This is a genomic window from Mucilaginibacter aurantiaciroseus (assembly GCF_024055595.1).
Classification (GTDB): domain Bacteria; phylum Bacteroidota; class Bacteroidia; order Sphingobacteriales; family Sphingobacteriaceae; genus Mucilaginibacter; species Mucilaginibacter aurantiaciroseus.
On record NZ_JAMXOF010000002.1, the window covers coordinates 48270 to 68542 of the forward strand.

The following is a 20273-nucleotide window of genomic DNA, read 5'->3' on the forward strand; positions in this document are numbered from 1 at the left end:
AGAAGAGAATCAAGATGTAAGAATCAAGATTCAAGAAAAAATTTAATACACATTACAGAATTTTTAGATAAGATCACGATTTTTATATCGTCTTGGTTCTTGGCTCTTAATTCTTGATTCTAAAAAGCATGAGTAATATAGTAGCTATAGTAGGCAGGCCCAACGTTGGGAAATCCACTTTATACAACCGTTTAACCGAAAGCCGTAAAGCTATTGTTGACGATTTTAGCGGCGTAACCCGCGACAGGCATTACGGTACATCCGAGTGGATTGATAAAAAATTCACGGTGATTGATACCGGCGGCTACGTAGCCAATTCCGACGAGCTTTTTGAGGTAGCCATCCGCGAGCAGGTGCTTATCGCTATCGAGGAGGCTTCGGTAATTTTATTTATGGTTGATGTTACCACTGGTATCACCGACCTGGATGACGAAATAGCCAACCTTTTACGTAAAGGTAAAAAGCCGGTGTTTGTGGTTGTAAACAAACTGGATAACAACGCCCAACTGGCTGATGCTTCCGAGTTTTACAGCTTAGGCTTAGGTGAGATCTACACCCTGTCGTCTATGACAGGCTCAGGTACCGGCGAACTGCTGGACGAGGTTGTGAAGCACTTTGAGGATGTCCCTTTTGAAGAAAATACCCGCCCTAAGTACGCCATAATTGGCCGCCCTAACGTTGGTAAATCATCTATCATCAATTCCCTTATAGGACAGGAGCGTAACATTGTAACGCCTATTGCCGGCACCACGCGCGATTCTATCCATATCCATTATAATCAGTACGGTCATGATTTTATGCTGATCGATACTGCCGGGATGCGTAAAAAAACCAAGGTAAAAGAAAATATCGAATTTTACTCGGTGATGCGTACCATCAAAGCTTTGGAAGAAGCGGATGTGGTGATCATCATGATTGATGCCGTTGATGGCCTGGAAGCACAGGATGTGAACCTTTTCCACCTGGCCGAAAAGAATAAGAAAGGCGTGGTTATCGTAGTGAACAAATGGGATTTGATCGAGAAGAACAACAAAACCATTAAGGTATTTGAAGAGCAGATCCGCCAGAAGTTAGCGCCGTTTAGCGATGTGCCTATTGTGTTTACATCGGTATTGGAAAAACAACGTGTGCTAAAGGTGATTGAAGTGGCCAACCAGGTTTACGCCAACCGTGCCCGCAAGATCCCTACCAGCAAATTGAACGAGATCATGCTGCCGATCATCGAAAAATATCCGCCGCCATCACTAAAAGGTAAATACGTTAAAATCAAATACATTACGCAGATAGCAGGTACGTCGCCGATGTTCGCGTTCTTTTGTAACCTGCCACAGTATGTAAAAGAACCTTACTACCGCTTTATCGAAAACCAGCTTCGTGCCAATTTCGAATTTTCAGGCGCACCGATCCAGGTTTGGTTCAGGCAAAAATAAGAAGGTCAAAAGTTTTATAAAAAATAGCGATGGGTGTAAAACCCATCGCTATTTTTGTTTTAGCAGTGTTTCGCAACAAGCTACGCTATTGCTATGCTGCCTTTAAAACATTCAATTTGAACTTAATAGCCTAAAAATTAGAGTTAGCTAAACGCCTTTTTGATGTTGCGGCCAAGGGGTTATTGTTTCAACTTAAACAAGTGCCTGAGAATAACGACAAAGATTTTTGGGACGATTTGGCTGGAAATGTAAAACAAGGAATTGAAATGGCAAAGCAACAGGCAGCTGAAGGCAAACTAACCCCGCATGACGAGTTGATGAGCAAGTACGCTCAGTATTTGTAACATTTTTTTAATTGTCAGTTCCATCGGCAATCTTTCTCACTCTCTTTGCGTATCAGAAAGGGTCGACCAGCGTCGCGGTGTCGCGGTGAGTAAACCACCGTCAATCTTTGCACATCCATACTTAGCATCGCCTACAATCCTTATCTTTACTGGTACAATTATGCAATCTCCACTCAATAAATATAACGTCAAATTCCAGGAAGCTCTTGCCGGGTTAAATCCCGAGCAGTTGGCTGCCGTTAACCAAATGGATGGCCCTGTGCTGGTAGTTGCCGGGCCGGGTACGGGTAAAACTCAAATATTGGCCGCGCGTATCGGTAAGATACTGACGGATACCGATGCCTTGCCAAGCGAGATTCTCTGCCTTACGTATACCGATGCCGGCGCTGTTGCCATGCGCAAACGTTTATTCGAGTTTATTGGGCCGGATGCTTATCGCATTAACATCTACACGTTCCATGCGTTTTGTAACGAGATCATCCAGGAGAACCTGGAGTATTTCGGCAAGCTAAATTTGGAGGCCTTATCCGATCTGGAATCGGCCATGTTGTTCCGGGAGTTGGTAGATGAGTTTGATAACGATCATTTACTAAAGCGTTTTACCGGCGATGTTTATTATGACGCCCCAAGGCTGAAAAAACTGTTCTCGACCATGAAGACCGAGAACTGGACGGAAGACCTGATCAAACAAGCCATACAGGAATATTTGGACGATCTGCCAAATCGCGAAGAATTTATTTACAAACGCGCCAACGCCAAAGCAGGCATTAGCATAGGCGACCCCAAACAAAAGGATATCGACAAAGTGCAGGAGGCCATGAGCAAACTGCTTGCTGCCGTAAGCGAATACCAGAACTACTCCCGCAAAATGCGCGATAATAATTGGTATGATTACGACGATATGATCCTTTGGGTGTTAAAAGCCTTCCGCGAGAATGACGAGATCCTTCGCCGTTACCAGGAACGTTACCAATACATTTTGGTGGATGAGTTCCAGGATACAAGCGGTTCGCAAAACCAGCTGTTGAAGTTTTTGCTGAACTACTGGGAAACCCCAAACGTGTTTGTGGTGGGCGATGACGACCAGTCGATATTTAAGTTTCAGGGTGCAAACATGAAGAACATTCTTGATTTTGCCGGCGATTATGTGTCTACCCTGCAAACGGTTGTGTTGAAACATAACTATCGTTCCAATCAGCATATCCTCGATATTTCAAGGGCGCTGATCAACAATAATAACGAACGCTTAACGGCACAGCTCAAACTCGATAAAAACCTGAAGGCATCGCACCCGCGTTTTAAGGAAGAAATTGTTGAGCCGGTCATCAAAGAATACGAAAACCCAAGCCAGGAATTGGTTGATGTTGCCTTGAAGATAAAACGGTTGGTAGATAAAGATACCCCGCCGGGTGAAATTGCGGTGATATACCGTAACCACAGCCAGGTAGAAGATTTGTTGCACTTTTTAGATACCCAACACATCGCGGTAAACACCAAACGCAAGATAGATGTGCTGACTATTCCCTTCGGCGAGAAGATCATTAATATACTGCGCTACCTGAGCATGGAACTGGATTCGCCATATAGTGGTGATGAGTTGCTTTTTGAGATCCTTCATTACGACTTCTTTACCATTCCGTCTATCGAGATCGCTAAGGCGAGCATCGCAGTATCCAAGGAGAACTTCGGCACGGCAAGTAATAACCAGCCCAAGACCTCGCTGCGCCGTTACATCAGCGAAATAAAGTTAGTTGCCCAGGCAGATCTGTTCAACAAGCAACCTACACAGGAAATGAAATTCCTGGTAAATGATATTGATGCTTTACTTACTGATGCCGTAAGCGTAACCCTGCAACAGTTTTTTCAGAATGTGATAGCCAAAATGGGCATCCTCAAATACATTATGCAGCAGCCCGATAAAGGCGTGCATATGCAGGTGCTTACCAGCTTTTTCGACTTTTTGAAGGAGGAAAGCCGTAAGAACCCCGAAATAAAATTAGCCGACCTGATCGTCACCATCGACCTGATGCGTAAAAACAACATCAGGCTGGAATTGAATAAGGTGATCTTTTCGGATAATGGTATCAACTTCCTTACCGCCCACGGTTCGAAAGGCCTTGAGTTTGAGCATGTGTTCTTCATCGGTTGCGATAAAAAAACATGGGACAGCAAAGGCCGCAACAGTGGTTTCAGCTATCCGGATACTTTGACAGGGGCTGCATCTGACGATATCGCCCAAAAAGAAGAAGCACGCAGGTTGTTTTATGTGGCACTTACCCGTTCCAAACAATGCCTGAATATTTCTTACGCGGGCAAGGATAAGAATGGTAAAGACCAGGAACCATCGCAGTTTATTGGCGAGATTTTGGCAGATACGCATTTATTGATAGACCGACCCAAAGTAAGCAGCGATGATATGCTGGAGTTCTTCGCCACCCAGTTTAGCGAGGCAGATAAGCCGGTAGTGGAGCTGCTGGATAGGAACTATATTAATCAACTGCTGCAGAATTATACGCTATCGGTAACCCATCTGAGTAATTATTTGGACTGCCCGCTTAGGTTCTATTTTCAATGCCTCATCAGGGTGCCATCGGGTAAAAGTCCGTCGGCCACCTTTGGGCAGGCGGTGCACTGGGCGCTTAACAAAACGTATCGCCGCTTAAAAGAGAACGACGACGAGTTTTTATCTACCGAAGAGTTTTTAAAAGAGTTCCGCTGGTACATGTACCGTAATCGCGATTCATTCACCAAAGAAGATTTTAAACGCCGAGTGGATTATGGCGAAAAGATATTACCGCTATACTACGAACAAAATGTGCCCACCTGGAACAAAGTAGCCCAAACCGAGCGAGGTATTAAAAACATAGAAGTGGCAGGTGTGCCGATAAAGGGTAACCTGGATAAGATAGAATTTGACGGCAAACAAGTAACCGTGGTTGATTATAAGACAGGCCGCGTGCGTAACGCCAAACCTAAATTAAACCGGCCTACCTACGAAGAACCAAACGGCGGCGATTACTGGCGCCAAGCGGTTTTCTACAAGATACTGGTAGATAACGACCGCACCAACGATTGGGAAGTGATCAACACCATATTTGATTTTGTAGAACCCGAGAAAGAAGGGGAATACTTTAAAGCCAAAGTGGTGATTACCCCTCAGGATATTGAAGATGTAACCCAACAGATAACCACCGTGTACCAAAAAGTAATGGCCCACGATTTTAACAAAGGTTGTGGTAAAGTTACCTGCGACTGGTGCCACTTCGTAAAAAGTAACTTTAAACAACCCGAAAGTTTGCTGGAAGTTGCCGAAGGAGAAGATGGGCAATAAAGCTATTTCCCTTTTGTCATCCTGAGCGATAGCTAAGGATCTATTATTGAACTATGCATTCGTAAAATGCTTGGCGTAGATCAGATGCTTCACTATCGTTCAGCATGACAATTAAAAAGTAAGAAGAGCGCCTTAAGCGCCCTTTTTACTTACATATTCATCATGTCATGATCCATCTTGCGTTTGCTTACGCCCATTTTCATGAGGCTGGGCGTAATGCGCAGGTAAACCTGTAAACCAATGGGTGCCGTGCCATAAAGTTGCTTCAGTGCCTGCGGAGAGGCGTTCAGCGTAGCTTGCAAACCAACGGTTAGATTGGTGTTTTTAAAAGTTGATACAATGCGATTAGTGCCAAGTGTTATGGCATTAATGCCATAGTTTGGATTGCCGGGATAAAGGGTTTCCAGGTCTAGTTCGCCGGCATCTTTTTGCACATATTCGTATCGGCCGTAAATGGCAGTTTTATTTAATTGCAAGCTATTCTCTAACAATACAGCAGGCTGCGTACGGCCATGGTGGCGGTTTTGTCCGTAAACCAATGTGGTGGCTACGTAACTATTTTCGCCAAGCATTTTAGTATGAATGGCCGATGCGGAAAATCGGTTTACATCATCATTTGGCTCGGCTTCCTCAGGGCTTTTTAGCCATCCATTTGATACCTGTAGTGCCCACTCTTTGGATGGGTTAACCGATAAGCGCACCGAGTAAGAATCAAACCTTGGTCTATCAAAATTGTAGCGGTGTTCATCGGGTTCGCGGCCTGTGAATATCGATCCTTCCAACTTTACATTTTTGTATCTAAATCCTAAGGTAGCCGTACCGAAGGTAATGTGCGTTGCATCCGCATAATGGTGACTTAGGGGCGCATCAGGGTTATTCATGGCCGAAATTCGGTGCATAAATGCCGGTGGCCCAAGCGCAGGCTCGCCCGGCATCCCAACGGAAAGGGAAACATCTGTGTTCTTGGCCACGCGCTGGGTATAAGCCACGCTCAGTTCCGAAAACAGGTCATGCGGGTGCTGGCGATCAACCAGTTTTTTGCCCTGATACGATTCTCCGGTTTGGTACAGGAGCGGGTAGCCATCGTTACCTACCGTAAATGCATCCAGGGAGAACATGGTGTTGATTGCGAACAAACCATTGCTGCCTATTTTGCGCTGCGCCATGTACATAAACCAGTTTGGTACATCAAACTGGCTGCCGCCGCGGCTGCCTTTGTTAAGCAGGTCCTGCTTATTGTATCGTGCAAAAAAGCTTCCATGGATCATTTGCATCCACTTTTTGCCATGCACCATGTACATATACATCGGCGTTTCATCGGGTACCCAGGAAGTTCCCGAACCATCGCGGCTCATTGGCAAATCCAGCGAAAATTGGCTGGTCATGCTCATATTGTGCTTCGTAGTATCATGCTGCATTTCGGCCATCATTTTGGCTTGGTCGTGCTTCATGTGTTTTTTAGTGGTATCCGTTTGCATGTGTTGCATGTGGTCCATCTGCTGAGCGTTGGCAGTTATGGCCCATACCAGCAAGGCGAGTATTACGAGATATATTTTCATTGTAAGATGATCTATAAGTTAAAAAAGTTGTACTCGAACCGTACCAGGTACATATTGGCGCTATTGCGTTGCATGTTATTGTACAATGGGGTTCGGTAAGAAAAATCGAGGCGGCAAACGCTGTTGAAGATCAGTTGCATGGCAGGGGCAACATCCAAATAGTTTTGTTTATAGCCGGGGTTATTCTTACCAAGCAGTTCTACATATAGATTAAGGTTTACCTGATCGTAGCTGGTATACCGTTTAGGCAACACCAGGTAACCTGCTGAAAGGGTATAGGCCAGTGCTTCTTTAGCACCGTTAATTGTACCCAATTCATTAGCGCTATTCAACCCACGCAGGTAACTTGCCGAGCCGGATATGGCCAACTTATGCAATAATTGAGTAAATACCAAACCGCTTTGTAAACCCGAATTATCACCCTCCAACGCGATCTCCTGCTGCTGGTATGGGTTACGGCTAATAGCCGCTTTCCCAAATACAGCCCCTCGGAAATGGGTTTGCACTGCATCTACAGAAAGAAATCTGTATTTGGCGTAAAAGCTGCTGCCCTCAAACCGTTGGTTGCTTTGATAAAAGTTAGAGGTGTATAAAGCGCCATGCAGCATCAGTTTGCCGGTAGCGCCATACATAGCCTCTAAAGTGGTTCGGTTTTTAAACATGGATGCCGCTTTAAACCCCTGGTTCTCCAGCCTTATGCCTAAGGAGTGCGCAGCCATGTTACTGGCAGGCTCGGTGTTTACATATAACTCTTGTGCGTGCGCAAAGCATGCCATTGCCGTTAGACAAAAAGCCAATAAAATAACCTTCATAAAATGAGTTTTAAGAAAGTGCTTAAATTGCTAAATGATAAGTGCGGCCGGTAGCGTTTGCAGGTTCTTCAGGTGCTTTACCAAGGTGTTTTTTGGTAACTGAAGACGGTGCAAAACCTTTATCTACAATGGTAACTGTAACCAGGCCGGTTAATGCTTTTTCAACATTAAGCAGCTTGTAGGTATTAGCACCATAGGTGAAAGCATTGTCGGCAACCTTTGCGTTATCAAAGTTGAAGGTGGTTTTTAGATAACTAACCGAAAAGCCCGAATCTTTTACCTTTTTGCTGATCTGTGCAAAATCTACCGGGACATCATTTTTAAAGGTGATGACATAGATGTTGCGCATCAGGTCGGGTTTTATTTCGCTAACGAATGGCAGTGCTTTTAATGATTTTTCGGTAGTGCGCGCACAAAGTGAACAGGTAAGGCCGCTAACTTGTAGTTCGGCCTTTGTGAATTGTGCTTTTGCAACGGTTACGGTTGCTATAAATAGGATTATATATACTTTAAGGGTTTTCATGTTATTAAAAATTAAATTTAAATTGATATGTTAAATCTTGTGGAGAAGATCCAATATCAAATTTTCAAAGTTCTATTTTTAATAAATGAGGGGACGCTCTGCTTCGGCGCTTCGGGTGGGCCGCGGTCAAAAAATAAGTTAAGTAAAATTTGATGTACAGGTAATAGAAAATCACCAAACAAAGACTTTGGAAGAACTACTGGAGCTGTTTTTGCAATAAATGAGTTTGGCTGGCTTTCGTGGCTATCCTTAACTTTTACATCAAGCTTAGTATCTTTACAGCATTTCATTTTGCTTTTAGTCATCAGAGCAACGCAGCTTTTGGCAGGAGCATTTATTTTGATAGCTGCAACGTGGTTGCCGCAGTAATGTAAGTTCAGCGCAAAGCCGGTTGATGTAATTACATACATCAAAACCAAAAACAATACGCCTGCCTTCTTTATCATTACACAAAAATACATTATTAACTGCCTCATTTCAAACATGTAGAGGAATTATTATTGTCTGCCTAGTGTAAATAAAAATATAATTCGTTTCTTTGTTTAGATTTAATCTAAATAATAATAGCAATGAAAAAATTTATATTCTTATTATCACTTTGCATTTGCGCTATAAGCGTATCTGCACAATCTAAATTTGAGCGGGACAGGGCCGCTATTAAGTCCTTAGCAGGTTACTACAAAGTTACCTTCAATTACGCCGAAACTTTCGCACCGGATACCGCTTATAAATTCCACCCGCGCTACCATTCATGGGGTTATGAATGGGCTATTGTAGTGGAAGATTCTCCGAAAAAGATCTCCATTCAGCATTTATTAGTTGTTGGCGATAGCACCGTTATCAAACACTGGCGCGAGGATTGGGTGTACGAACAACCAACCATACTGGCTTATGAGAAAGATAACACCTGGAAAAAAGTTGCTTTAAAACCGGCAGATGTGAAAGGCCGCTGGATCCAGAAAGTTTACCAGGTTGATGATAGCCCACGTTACGAGAGCATTGGTACCTGGTTACACGTTGATGGCCGCCACGAATGGCAAAGCAAAACAGATTCGCCGCTGCCACGCCGCGAGTTCACCAAACGCAGCGACTATAATGTACTTAATCGCGGTAACCGCATTTACTTAACCGCTAATGGTTGGATGTACGAGCAGGATAATAATAAGGTAGTACGCAGTGCCGATGGAGACAAAATTATAGCCCAGGAAAAAGGTTTTGAGGAGTTTACCAAGGTTGACGAAGCTAAATTTGCTTATGCCAAAAAATGGTGGGCAGGCCAGCAAAGTTACTGGACTGATGCCCGTGCTGCTTGGGATGCTGTTTTCGCTAAAAATGCTACCATTAAATTGAGCGGCAAAAAAGATGGTAAGCTCCTTTACGAGCAACTATTCGATTTAGCCGAAAAGTCTGAAAAAGAGAAATGGAGCTCTGACAAGAACAAAGCCGAAACCACCAAGATGATTAACAATTACGTTAACGCGTCTTAAATATTCTCATCTACCGTTGAAATAAGGAAGGCTCTGCAATTTGCAGGGCCTTCCTTATTATGTAAAATCAACCCCACTCACCATGTCATTTCTAACAAAATTTCTCACTATCGTTCAAAATGAAAGATGGAGAGTTTTTAATGTTATTTTACCGCTTTTAAAGTAGCTGTTACCTTACCGCATTCTAACATATCATCACCATAATATGGGTTGCGGATGTCCTCAGATTCGCTTAACCAGGCTGCTTTTTTCATTGGGCAATACTGCTGATAGATGGTAGTGCCGTTAAGCTTTAAGCCGGATAAAAGGCTGTACATGTTTTTTGATAAATTCCCGAAATGTTCGCGCTGATGATCTATAACAGTAGTTTGGCTAATATGGCGGCTATCGAATTTTAGTTTATCTAAATAGGTAGCCAGTAGCTTTTGCTGGGAAGGCTTTAACCCTTTAATAGGGTGGGACAATGCTGTAACCAACTCAGCAGAACGGCTTTTGGCAAGGGTTGCATTACTTGCCACCAATGCGTTTTTTACACCAATATATGATGCGGTTACTTTATCAATAGCGGCGTTTTGTGCTTTTGCAACAACGATTGATAGCACGAGGATCAGGCTTAGAAGTGTCTTTTTCATGATTTATAAACGTTATAGATCAAACTTAAGCATATTGCTTTATAATTTCATTACAACCTGCTTCAATCAGTTTAAAAATCGGCGCAAATTGCGCGTCATCGTAATATGGGTCGGGGACAATTTGGTCGCCTAAAAGCATCTTAACTTTCTTGCGGTCTTCATTGTTACGGGCAAGGGCAAGTACATTGCTCAGGTTGCTTTTGTCCATTACCAGTATTAGGTCAAACTCATCAAAATCCTTCACACGAAATAAGCGGCAAACCTGTTTGGCGATATTGATGCCCTCGTTTGCTGCTGCTTTGATAGAACGCCTGTCGGGAGCGCGGCCAACATGCCAGTCGCCGGTACCTGCGGAGTCCACCTGCCAATCAAGCCCGGCTTTATCTGCCAGGTGCTGCATAATACCCTCCGCCAGCGGCGAACGGCAAATATTACCCAGGCAAACCATTAGTATTTTCATTTTTTGGAGTAAGGGGTTGATTGGGTTGATTACGTGAGTGGTTCTAATCATACAACTACTCACTTAATCAACCACTCACCAATTAACCGAATATCTGGTTCAACAATGCCGCTACCCTTACGCCACCTTTAACCAGTTGGTCGTTCAGAGTGCCGATATATTCAAAGTTATATTTGTAAACATTTATTTTATCGGTGTCTTTAACACCTGCGTAGATCTTGGCAGCTAAATGGTTCGACTCTAACAACCACTGGCTTACGGGTGATTTTTGCCAATCTTTAATTTGCGCGACAGTTGGGTGATTGATCCAGCTTACATACTCAGTATAGCTTAATTGCTGAAAATCTATCAGCTGGCTATCCCAAATAGAATGCAGATTGGTGTCCTTATCAAACCATTTTAACTTCACATCATTACCACCTTTATCACTCAGGTGGCCGGTATGCATAGGTTGATGAATATCTTCTATAATGTGAATCAGCATACGCAAAGCAAGCCGTTTGTTGTTTTTAGCGAGGTTTTTCTTTTTCAGTTCGCCCACTAAAAAGTTTATTTTAGTGTAAGCATCAGTAAGGGTATCCTTCTTTAAAAATTCCTGCATTTCCGGGTAACTGTATTCCCGTTCCATATTGATAAAATGCCAGTTATACAGGTAATTATATTGCGGGTCTGATTTTATAAAATCGGCCCAGTTGCTGGTTATGGCTAACGATTCGGTACCAAGGATTGCCTTAATGGCGGCGCGGGCTTTCGCGTTTAAGTAACTATCGGCAATTTGGCCGCTAATGCGATGGCCATTTGTGCCCCATGCCATGGCTTGTACCGGCAGGTAAATAATGGCTATGCCTAAAATTATTTTTTTAAAAATGCTGGTTTTCATGCTTTTTACAATGGTTTTGGTGTACAGGAGTTTCTTTTTACTAAACGTGTGTTAATGGCAATTACGCTTGATGTTGGGTTGAACTGGACAAGCGAATCGGTCTTCTTTACTATCTTAAATCTTTCCTCGTAAACACCCGAACGGAAACAGCCCGACGGATCTTTGTAGCTATAGTCTGCATTGCAGAACAATCCGCGCACGTGCAGGGTATCGTTACGTTGCTCGTAAACGCCTTTAACGTACTCTGTCCATTGGCCGCCTTTGGTACAGCTATCGGCGCCGATATTTGCTTTGCTGATGGTTTTGATGCTCACAAAAAACGAATCGCAGTTAAACTTAAGATTATATAAAGAATAACTTACCAATTGCTTCTGCATTGTTACACTATCCTGCTGCCAGTCGCCCTGTAAATAACTCTCGCCCGGCGTTTGCATATCAGGGTTGAAGTGACAAGCAGTTTGCAGCAGGCAGTTTGTAGTTAGCATTAATGCGAAAGCTAAATAAGCGAAAGGTTTTTTCATGCGATGTAAGCAAATAAAAAGCCCCTCTCTTGCGGAGAGGGGTTTGGGGTGAGGCTCTTTTTATTTTAAAGAGCCTATCATATCTTCGGGGCGTACCCATTCGTCAAATTGTTCGTTGGTTAGGTAACCCAGGCCAACCGCAGCTTCGCGAAGCGATTTGTTTTCTTTTAGCGCTGTTTTGGCAATTTTAGCTGCGTTCTCATAACCAATGTGCGGATTAAGGGCGGTAACCAGCATCAGCGAATTTTCGAGATGCTTCTTGATGCCATCGTAGTTTGGTTGAATACCAACAGCGCAATGATCATTGAATGATACGCAGGCATCACCAATTAATCTGGCCGACTGCAGGAAGTTTGCGGCCATTAGAGGTTTAAAAACATTCAGCTCGTAATGGCCGTTTGAACCACCGATTGAAATGGCAACATCGTTCCCCATAACCTGTGCGGCAACCATGGTAACCGCCTCGTTTTGGGTTGGGTTAACCTTACCCGGCATAATTGATGAACCTGGCTCATTATCCGGTATATGGATCTCGCCAATACCCGAACGCGGACCAGATGCCAGCATCCTGATGTCGTTAGCTATCTTCATTAACGATACCGCTATTTGCTTTAAAGCGCCATGGCTTTCTACAATGGCATCGTGTGCGGCAAGGGCCTCAAATTTATTTTCGGCAGTAATGAACGGCAGGTTGGTAAATTTAGCAATGTATTCAGCAACTTTAACATCATAACCTTTTGGAGTGTTGATGCCCGTGCCTACAGCAGTACCGCCAAGGGCAAGCTCACTTAAGTGATCGAAGGTGTTACGCAGGGCTTTTAAACCATGATTTAACTGCGATACATAACCCGAAAATTCCTGGCCTAAAGTAAGTGGCGTAGCATCCATTAAGTGGGTACGGCCAATTTTTACAACGCTTTTAAATTCTTCACTTTTTGCTTTTAAAGTATCGCGCAGTTTCTCGATACCCGGGATGGTTAAATCAATCAAAATTTTGTATGCCGCAATGTGCATAGCGGTTGGGTAAGTATCGTTTGATGATTGCGATTTGTTTACGTCATCATTCGGGTGGATGAAGGTTTTGCCTTCGCCCAAAGTATTACCCTGTATGACGTGCGCGCGGTTTGCAACCACTTCATTAACGTTCATGTTCGATTGCGTGCCCGAACCTGTTTGCCAGATCACCAATGGAAACTCGCTTGCAAGCGAACCGGTCAGGATCTCGTCACAAACCTGTGCTATTAGGTCGCGTTTATCGGCAGGTAAAACGCCAAGGTCGGTATTGGTGTAGGCCGCTGCTTTTTTAAGGTAAGCAAAGGCATCTATAATTTCCTTTGGCATAGAGGCCTCTGGGCCTATTTTGAAATTGTTGCGCGAGCGTTCGGTTTGCGCCCCCCAGTATTTGTCGGCCGGTACCTGTACCGCGCCCATGGTATCATGTTCGGTTCTGAAACTCATATGGATAGTATGTTTTTGCAGGGGCAAATTTAAGGTTTTATGTGGGTTTAAGCTAAACGAATACAGGTAATCTTTTTGTTATTTTAGTCGGCCTTATTTGCTTTCATCCAACTATTCAATACTGTAATATTATCCGCATTGTTTTTCACCCAAGCCGCATTTTCAGGGAAGCTGCTTTGACTTATCACTTTCACAAAAGTTTCGAAATTATCCGTCTGCGATAGCTTATAAAAGTATGGTGAGTACCTGTATGGCTTCGGTTGCGTAGCAAATATGGTAAACAATTCTCTCAATTGCGCGGAAAGTAAGGCTGTTGGCGACGCGTATTTACGTGTCATAAAACCGGCCAATACTTTGGTGGTAATTTTATTTTGAGCAAAGGCTTCAGCTTTGGTAGCGGCGGTTGATATGTAACCAACTTCGGCTTCTAGTGTGCCGCGTTGCAGGATGTTTTGCAGGTTGCCAAAAGCTTCCTTGCTGCGGGCGGCGTTTGGTTGTAATTGTAAAAACCGGCTTAAACCAAGCACGGCATCGGCACGTTTATTTTCGTGGAAGGTAACCAGCGCGTACATCCTGATACTACCTGTATCCATCGAGTCACGCTTTATGGCGCTTATAAAACTTTGTTCCGCATCGGGGTAAAGTTTGCTGCGGTATTGTACAATGCCCAGGTTATAATAAATGCGCTGGTTAGTGCTATCCGTTTTAATGCCGTTTCTGTAAGCCTCAATAGCTTTAGGCAGTTGTTTGGAGTTACCGTAAATACTGCCCATTAAACTGTATGATGCGGCAGTAAGCGTAACGCTGGCGTTTGCTTTGATAGATTTTTCGAGATAGGGCAAACCATCCGGCCCTTTGCCGCTGCTAAACAAGCCTAAGGCCATTTCATAATTGGCGCGGGCGTTATCAGGTTCGGCAGTTAAGGCGGCTTTATACTTTTCTATCGCGGCAGTATATTGCTTATGGCGGTACAACTGCTGGCCTTCTTTAGTAAGGCCGGCTGCATCCTGGGCGGAGGAAATGCCTGTTGCTGCTATCAGGAAGAATAGTGTGCTGACTAAAAATCTCATTTTTAAAGTTACCAATTTAACATTGTTGAAACATTAAGCAAAATTTAATCTTTTACCACTTAGATAATTTTTAATTTTCGCCTTTCGTTTTGTGATTGATTTTTTACCTATGAGACAAGTGTGCACAACTGTCATTTCCCTTGCTTTTTCTTTACTTTCTTTGTCCTCTTGTTCTCGCGGAAAGGGCGACAATAAATCAGGCATCGCCGATAACGGCAAACCTTTTAATACAACAGAGCTTCTTAAATACGACCCTGCAAAAGGCGACAAAAAGATAGAAGAGTTTATGGAGCACCTGCACAAGGTAAGTGGCTTTAATGGCAATATACTTGTAGCAAAAAAAGGTAAAATTGTTTACGAAGGAGCATTTGGCTGGGCTAACCACTTAACCCGCGATAGCCTGAAATTAGGCTCGCAGTTCGAACTGGCATCGGTAACCAAAACCATGACAGGTACTGCAATTATGCAGCTTTGGGAAAAAGGGAAGATCAAACTCGATCAAAATGTAAAAGATTTCTTTCCGGATTTTCCGTACGATGGGGTCACCATTCGCCTGTTGCTTACCCACCGCAGCGGTATGATGAATTATGTATATTTTTTGGATAATATTTACCGCAGCCAGCATTTAAACCAGAAAAAGGGCGTTACCAATAAAGAAACCATGGCGCTAATAGCACAGTACAAGCCCGCGCGTTTTAACAAACCAAACGCAAGCTTTTTATACAACAACAGCAACTTTATGGTGCTGGGCGCTATCATAGAAAAAGTAACCGGCATGAGCTACGCCGATTACATGAAAGAAAATATTTTTAAACCTGCGGGGATGACGCATACCGCCGTTTACTCTAAAGCGGTTTATGATAAGATCCCGGTTGATGTTGTTGGGCACGATCGCAACAGCTGGAGATATTCGGTAGCGCAAAACTTTTTAGACGGCCCGGTGGGCGATAAAGGCGTTTACAGCACCGTTGCCGACCTGTATGTTTTTGACCAGGCACTTAAGGCCGGCCGTTTAATAAAGCAAGCCACACAAGATTCTGCCTATACAGATCGTAACCCGATGGTACGCGGGCACTTTAATTATGGTTACGGCTGGCGTTTGTTTACCAGCCCGGGCCAGAAGGTAGTTTACCACACGGGCTGGTGGCACGGTTTCCGCCATATATTTTTACGAGATATGAAAAACGATGTCACCATTGTTTTGTTAGGTAATGTAGTAAACGGTAGCTTGCTTCACCTGGATGACTTGTTTAAAATGACAGGCATGCCGGTAGTGCGCAAAGGAGCCTACAATGGGGCAGGCGATACCGCGGAGGATTAAACTTCGGATGTGCAGATGCGTGGATATGCAGATGCAAATGAAGAAATTGATTAAATATTAACCCGGATAAGCAAATATCTGCACATACGCACATTTGCATATCCGCACATTTGAAACACCATGTTTGATAAATTAATGGAAGCCCAGCAAAAAGCTGGCGAAGTAAAACAACGTTTGGATGCCATTACTGTAACAGGTACTGCCGAAGGCGGAAAGATCACCGTAAAGTCAAATGGTAATAAAGTTATACAATCTGTTACCATAGATGCCGACTTTTACAAAGACGCCGATAAGGAAGAGCTTGAAGAGCTTTTGGTAGTTGCCATAAACAAGGCAATTGAACAAGCCGAAAACCTTAGCCAAATCGAAATGGCCGCCATGACCCAGGCTATGCTTGGTGGGATGGGTGGCTTAGGCAACTTATTTGGCAAATAAGCTATATTACATTTAAGACACAATACTATGAAATTTACATATTATGGCCAGTCGACCATTGAGTTGGTTGCCAATGGTAAAACATTGCTTTTCGATCCGTTCATCACGCCAAACGAACTTGCTAAACACATTGATGTTAACGGCTTGAAGCCAGATTATATCCTGGTATCGCACGGGCACGGCGACCACGTTGCCGACTTAGTAACCATTGCAAAAAGCAGCGGCGCAAAAGTTATTTGCATTGCCGAAATTGCGGGTTGGTTAGGCAAACAAGGTGTAGATAATGTACACGGCATGAACATAGGCGGGGGCTTTAATTTTGATTTTGGCCGCGTTAAAATGGTAAACGCTGTACATTCAAGTACTATGCCTGATGGTTCTGCAGGTGGTAACCCGGCAGGTTTCCTAATCTATTCGGGAGGTAAAGTAATTTACTTTGCAGGCGATACAGCGCTTACTTACGATATGAAGTTACTGGCTGATGAGAACCTGGATTGGGCCTTATTACCAATTGGGGATAACTACACCATGGGTGCCGATGATGCTATTAAAGCAGCAGCATTCATCAACTGTAAAAACATCATCGGGGTGCATTATGATTCGTTTCCGGTTATTAAAATAGATAAAGATGAAGTTACCGAGAAATTCATTAAAGCCGGCCTTAATCTAAAGCTGCCTAATGTTGGCGACAGCCTAGATCTGTAATCATTTCTTAGGTTATACAACAAAAATGCCCTGCGGTTTTCGCGGGTCATTTTTGTTACAAGAATAAAGTGATTAAAGAACTGAAAGAATTACATCTTCATTGCGGTGTCTTTATTCATCATGGTGTCCTTCATCATCTTCTTTTTCATCATTATTTTTTTCTTTATCGGTTTTTTCTTGGTAGTGTCTTGCTGTATTTGCACCGGCGTTGCCGCAAATGCATTTACACTACCGAAAGAGATGGCGGCAACCGCGATCATACAGATAGTCTTTTTCATAATAAGTTAATTTAGTTTTTTAGCTTTTTAATTAAACCGTATTAACTCAAAATTATTGCGCTATCTTTTAATTAAATAACTGTGCCACTTGGTATTATGGCTCTTTTTTTAATAATCACAATGCCATCGGTAACCGTATATGTCGGAAAATCGCCATCGGGCAAAGGTTCGCCGCAGTTTATTTTTACATCATCACCTATATAAGTATTTTTGTCGATGATGGCATTTTTGATGCAGCACCTGTCACCAATACCCATAATAGGTTGGTTGTTTTCTTTAGCTATCGCAATCTCTTCCAGCGTTTGATAATTATCGCTACCCATTACATAACAGCTTTCTATTTCGCTTGCTACGCCAATACGGGTACGGATGCCAATAATAGCGTGGATAATGTGCGAGGCATTGATAATACATCCATCGGCAATAATAGAGCGATCTATCAATGTACCCGAAATTTTAGTTGGCGGCAACATGCGTGCGCGGGTATAAATATGGTTTTTGTCGAACAGGTTAAACTGCGGGATATCATCGGTAAGGCCAAGGTTAGCATCAAAGAATGATGGGATAGTACCGATATCTGTCCAATAACCCTCGTATTGATAACTTACCACTTTGTGGCCTTTGATAGATTGCGGGATGATTTCTTTACCAAAATCGGTATACTCGTTTCCTTCCAGCAATTCGTATAACAGGCTTTTGTTAAATATGTAAATACCCATAGATGCCAGGTAGATCCGGCCCTGCGCTTTCATCTCATCGCTTACATCAGAAACCAAGTTTTCGAAACCACTCTTTGGCTTCTCTACAAATGAAGTGATCAGGCTGTCCGAATCTGTCTTCAGGATGCCAAAGCCGGGTACATCACTAACATTTACCGGGATGGTAGCGATTGATATATCAGCTTTTTTATCGATGTGCTGTTGTATCATTTCCTCAAAATCCATTTGGTACAATTGGTCACCAGATAGGATCAGTACATACTCAAAATCGTGCGTAGCCAGGTGGTGCAGGCTCTGCCTAACCGCATCTGCCGTGCCCTGGAACCAACCACCGCTTGTAGGCGTTTGCTCGGCGGCCAAAATATCAACAAATGCCTTGCTGAACGTGCTAAAATGGTAAGTGTTTTTAATGTGCTTATTAAGCGAAGCTGAGTTAAATTGCGTTAAAACAAATATACGATTGATGCCGGAGTGCAAACAGTTTGAAATGGGAATATCCACCAAACGATATTTACCAGCAATTGGCACTGCCGGTTTTGAACGGGTTTGTGTAAGTGGCGCCAAACGGCTGCCCTGGCCGCCTCCAAGCACAATACTGATTACTTTTGATGTCATATCTTAGGAATTAAACTTTCATACAGGTTTATATATTCTTTTGCCGAGCGGTCCCACGAAAAATCGAGGTTCATCATGCGTTTGCGTAAGGTTTGCATTTTGCGGGTGTCTTTGTACAATACAACCGCGCGGGTGATGGATACGCATATATCATCTACCGTTACATTGTCAAAGCGTATGCCGTAACCGTTTTCGTCGCTAAAATCAATCACGGTATCTTTTAAACCGCCGGTGTTGCGCACTATGGGCATTGTGCCGTAACGCATGGAGTACATTTGGTTTAAGCCACACGGCTCTACGCGCGATGGCATCAGCAGGAAATCGGCTCCGGCGTATATTAAATGCGCCAGCGACTCGTCATACCCAATAAATACATTGCAGTTTTGAGGGTACAGCTGCTTCAATAAATTCAGCGAAATTTCGGTAGCGCCGTCACCCGCACCCAGTATCAGGAAGTTTACTTTATCGCCATGTTCTTTGATGCTTTTTTCGATGGCTGCAGGCAGCTGGTCTGACCCTTTTTCGACCACTAAACGACCTATAAACGCTATTAAAGGCTTATCAACAGACAAGCCGAAACGCACGCATAAGATTTCTTTATTTTTCTGTTTACCCTTTGCAACTGTTGTGGCATTAAAGTGCTCGGGTAGCATCGGGTCGGTTTCGGCATTCCAAACTTCAGTATCAATACCGTTGATGATGCCTACACCTTTGTCGCGCTCTACATAGAAAAGGTATTCTAACCCGTTAGAGCTGATGCTTAATTCCTGCAAATAACTTGGCGATACGGTTGTGAACCTCCAGCAGCATTTTACTGCGGATGCCAGTGGGTTAATACCGCCGTTCCAGTCCAAGAGACCAGTTTTGTAAAAATCGATCTCGGGCAGGTAATGCAAATTATCCCAGCCAAAAGCACCGTGGTATTGTCCGTTATGGATGGTGAAAACAGTTGGGATATTTGACAGCCTGCGATACAAATAAGAATTATAAATCAGGAAAGGCACCAGGCCCGAGTGGTGGTCATGGCAATGTATGAGGTCCGGCGTTTGGCCGCTCCAGTTTATCCAATCCAGAAAGCAGATCTGGAAGGCCAGGAATTGTTCCTTTTCATCCGGGTAGCTGTAAATATTTTCACGGTCGAGCAAGCCGGGGATCTTTACCAGGTATAACTCAAAACCAAGCTTATCAGTTTGTTCTTTTAAAATCTCAAAATAGATCCTGCGGGTGCCCAGCAGCGTAGTGCCCTGGAAAACAACATCAAACAAGTTTTCGTGAACAAATTTGCGATTATAAAAAGGCATCACAACGGCGGCTTGCAACCCTGCCAGGTTTTGATATTTTGGCAGCGCGCCAACCACGTCGGCAAGGCCCCCAACTTTAGCAATGGGATAGCATTCGGCACTTAAGTGAAAAATTCTCATTCGGGATTATATGATGGTTAAGGTACTAAACATTTATCCAAATGAACAAACACATAATTTGAAAAATGTGTTTAAAAAAGTGATATTATTTAATCAGAAATGCAGCTTAATTACAATTAATGTATTAATGCTAATTGCAGAGTAGCGTTTATTGTTAAATTGTTAAAGGTTTGGGGGTCAAGAGCGGGTGGAGTGAAGTGCGGGGAGTGGAGGGAAATATTAGAAACATATGGCGTTCCCGTTAGCCAACGGGCGGGCTATCCACTGCAACT

At 43.5% G+C, this 20273-nt stretch carries 20 protein-coding genes; 7 read left to right on the top strand and 13 right to left on the bottom strand.

Translation table 11 applies throughout. The annotated features are described in order from the left end of the window. The first annotated feature begins 128 nt into the window (after positions 1–128). The 3 genes from der (at position 129) to NAF17_RS08265 (ending at position 5105) form a co-directional block, all read left to right on the top strand. Positions 129–1430 (top strand): ribosome biogenesis GTPase Der, encoded by a 1302-nt coding sequence (gene der, locus NAF17_RS08255; RefSeq protein ID WP_252757527.1) that lies wholly within the window; start codon positions 129–131, stop codon positions 1428–1430. 200 nt (positions 1431–1630) lie between these two features. Continuing rightward, entirely contained in the window at positions 1631–1774 is a 144-nt protein-coding gene (locus tag NAF17_RS08260) for a hypothetical protein (RefSeq protein WP_252757528.1), read from the top strand. 160 nt (positions 1775–1934) lie between these two features. Then, complete coding sequence (locus NAF17_RS08265; protein ID WP_252757529.1) at positions 1935–5105, top strand: ATP-dependent DNA helicase; 3171 nt, start codon at positions 1935–1937, stop codon at positions 5103–5105. Between the two features lie 149 nt (positions 5106–5254). Here the strand turns inward: NAF17_RS08265 and NAF17_RS08270 are convergent, their stop codons facing one another. The 4 genes from NAF17_RS08270 to NAF17_RS08285 are packed head-to-tail and all read right to left on the bottom strand — an operon-like array spanning position 5255 to position 8445. Then, on the bottom strand, positions 5255–6664 hold the full coding sequence (locus NAF17_RS08270; RefSeq protein WP_252757530.1) for a hypothetical protein: 1410 nt from the start codon (positions 6662–6664) through the stop codon (positions 5255–5257). Between the two features lie 11 nt (positions 6665–6675). Further along, positions 6676–7476 carry a hypothetical protein gene (locus tag NAF17_RS08275; RefSeq protein WP_252757531.1) on the bottom strand — a complete coding sequence of 267 codons (801 nt, stop codon included), beginning with the start codon at positions 7474–7476 and terminating at the stop codon, positions 6676–6678. 22 nt (positions 7477–7498) lie between these two features. Next, positions 7499–7999, bottom strand: a complete 501-nt coding sequence (locus tag NAF17_RS08280; RefSeq protein WP_252757532.1) for a heavy-metal-associated domain-containing protein — start codon at positions 7997–7999, stop codon at positions 7499–7501. A 56-nt stretch (positions 8000–8055) separates the two neighbouring features. Further along, a complete protein-coding gene (locus tag NAF17_RS08285) occupies positions 8056–8445 on the bottom strand; it encodes an HYC_CC_PP family protein (RefSeq protein ID WP_252757533.1) in 390 nt (129 codons plus the stop codon). Between the two features lie 123 nt (positions 8446–8568). Between NAF17_RS08285 and NAF17_RS08290 the strand changes: the two genes are divergently transcribed. Continuing rightward, on the top strand, positions 8569–9486 hold the full coding sequence (locus NAF17_RS08290; protein ID WP_252757534.1) for a DUF6607 family protein: 918 nt from the start codon (positions 8569–8571) through the stop codon (positions 9484–9486). A 143-nt stretch (positions 9487–9629) separates the two neighbouring features. Here the strand turns inward: NAF17_RS08290 and NAF17_RS08295 are convergent, their stop codons facing one another. The 6 genes from NAF17_RS08295 to NAF17_RS08320 all read right to left on the bottom strand — a co-directional run bounded on the left by NAF17_RS08295 (position 9630) and on the right by NAF17_RS08320 (position 14507). After that, positions 9630–10118, bottom strand: coding sequence for a DUF3347 domain-containing protein (locus NAF17_RS08295; RefSeq protein ID WP_252757535.1), 489 nt, complete (start codon positions 10116–10118; stop codon positions 9630–9632). Positions 10119–10143: 25 nt separating this feature from the next. Then, the gene (locus tag NAF17_RS08300; protein ID WP_252757536.1) at positions 10144–10578 is read right to left on the bottom strand and encodes a low molecular weight protein-tyrosine-phosphatase; all 435 of its coding nucleotides are present in this window, start codon (positions 10576–10578) and stop codon (positions 10144–10146) included. A gap of 82 nt (positions 10579–10660) precedes the next feature. Next, entirely contained in the window at positions 10661–11458 is a 798-nt protein-coding gene (locus tag NAF17_RS08305) for a S1/P1 nuclease (protein WP_252757537.1), read from the bottom strand. Between the two features lie 5 nt (positions 11459–11463). Continuing rightward, on the bottom strand, positions 11464–11979 hold the full coding sequence (locus NAF17_RS08310; protein ID WP_252757538.1) for a fumarate hydratase: 516 nt from the start codon (positions 11977–11979) through the stop codon (positions 11464–11466). Positions 11980–12039: 60 nt separating this feature from the next. Beyond that, positions 12040–13437, bottom strand: a complete 1398-nt coding sequence (fumC, locus tag NAF17_RS08315) for a class II fumarate hydratase (protein ID WP_252757539.1) — start codon at positions 13435–13437, stop codon at positions 12040–12042. 83 nt (positions 13438–13520) lie between these two features. Next, complete coding sequence (locus NAF17_RS08320; RefSeq protein WP_252757540.1) at positions 13521–14507, bottom strand: tetratricopeptide repeat protein; 987 nt, start codon at positions 14505–14507, stop codon at positions 13521–13523. 109 nt (positions 14508–14616) lie between these two features. Here NAF17_RS08320 and NAF17_RS08325 point away from each other — a divergent pair, with 109 nt between their 5' ends. From NAF17_RS08325 to NAF17_RS08335, 3 genes are all read left to right on the top strand, one after another. After that, complete coding sequence (locus tag NAF17_RS08325; protein WP_252757541.1) at positions 14617–15828, top strand: serine hydrolase domain-containing protein; 1212 nt, start codon at positions 14617–14619, stop codon at positions 15826–15828. A gap of 120 nt (positions 15829–15948) precedes the next feature. Continuing rightward, positions 15949–16263 (top strand): YbaB/EbfC family nucleoid-associated protein, encoded by a 315-nt coding sequence (locus NAF17_RS08330; protein ID WP_252757542.1) that lies wholly within the window; start codon positions 15949–15951, stop codon positions 16261–16263. 27 nt (positions 16264–16290) lie between these two features. Beyond that, positions 16291–16968 carry a metal-dependent hydrolase gene (locus tag NAF17_RS08335; protein ID WP_252757543.1) on the top strand — a complete coding sequence of 226 codons (678 nt, stop codon included), beginning with the start codon at positions 16291–16293 and terminating at the stop codon, positions 16966–16968. Between the two features lie 89 nt (positions 16969–17057). Here the strand turns inward: NAF17_RS08335 and NAF17_RS08340 are convergent, their stop codons facing one another. From NAF17_RS08340 to NAF17_RS08350, 3 genes are all read right to left on the bottom strand, one after another. After that, a complete protein-coding gene (locus tag NAF17_RS08340; protein ID WP_252757544.1) occupies positions 17058–17246 on the bottom strand; it encodes a hypothetical protein in 189 nt (62 codons plus the stop codon). A 71-nt stretch (positions 17247–17317) separates the two neighbouring features. After that, a complete protein-coding gene (locus NAF17_RS08345) occupies positions 17318–18580 on the bottom strand; it encodes a glucose-1-phosphate adenylyltransferase (RefSeq protein WP_252757545.1) in 1263 nt (420 codons plus the stop codon). After that, positions 18577–20001: a glycogen synthase gene (locus NAF17_RS08350; protein WP_252757546.1), complete on the bottom strand. Its 1425-nt coding sequence runs from the start codon at positions 19999–20001 to the stop codon at positions 18577–18579. Before NAF17_RS08350 ends, NAF17_RS08345 begins: the two co-directional genes overlap by 4 nt. Between the last annotated feature and the right edge of the window lie 272 nt (positions 20002–20273).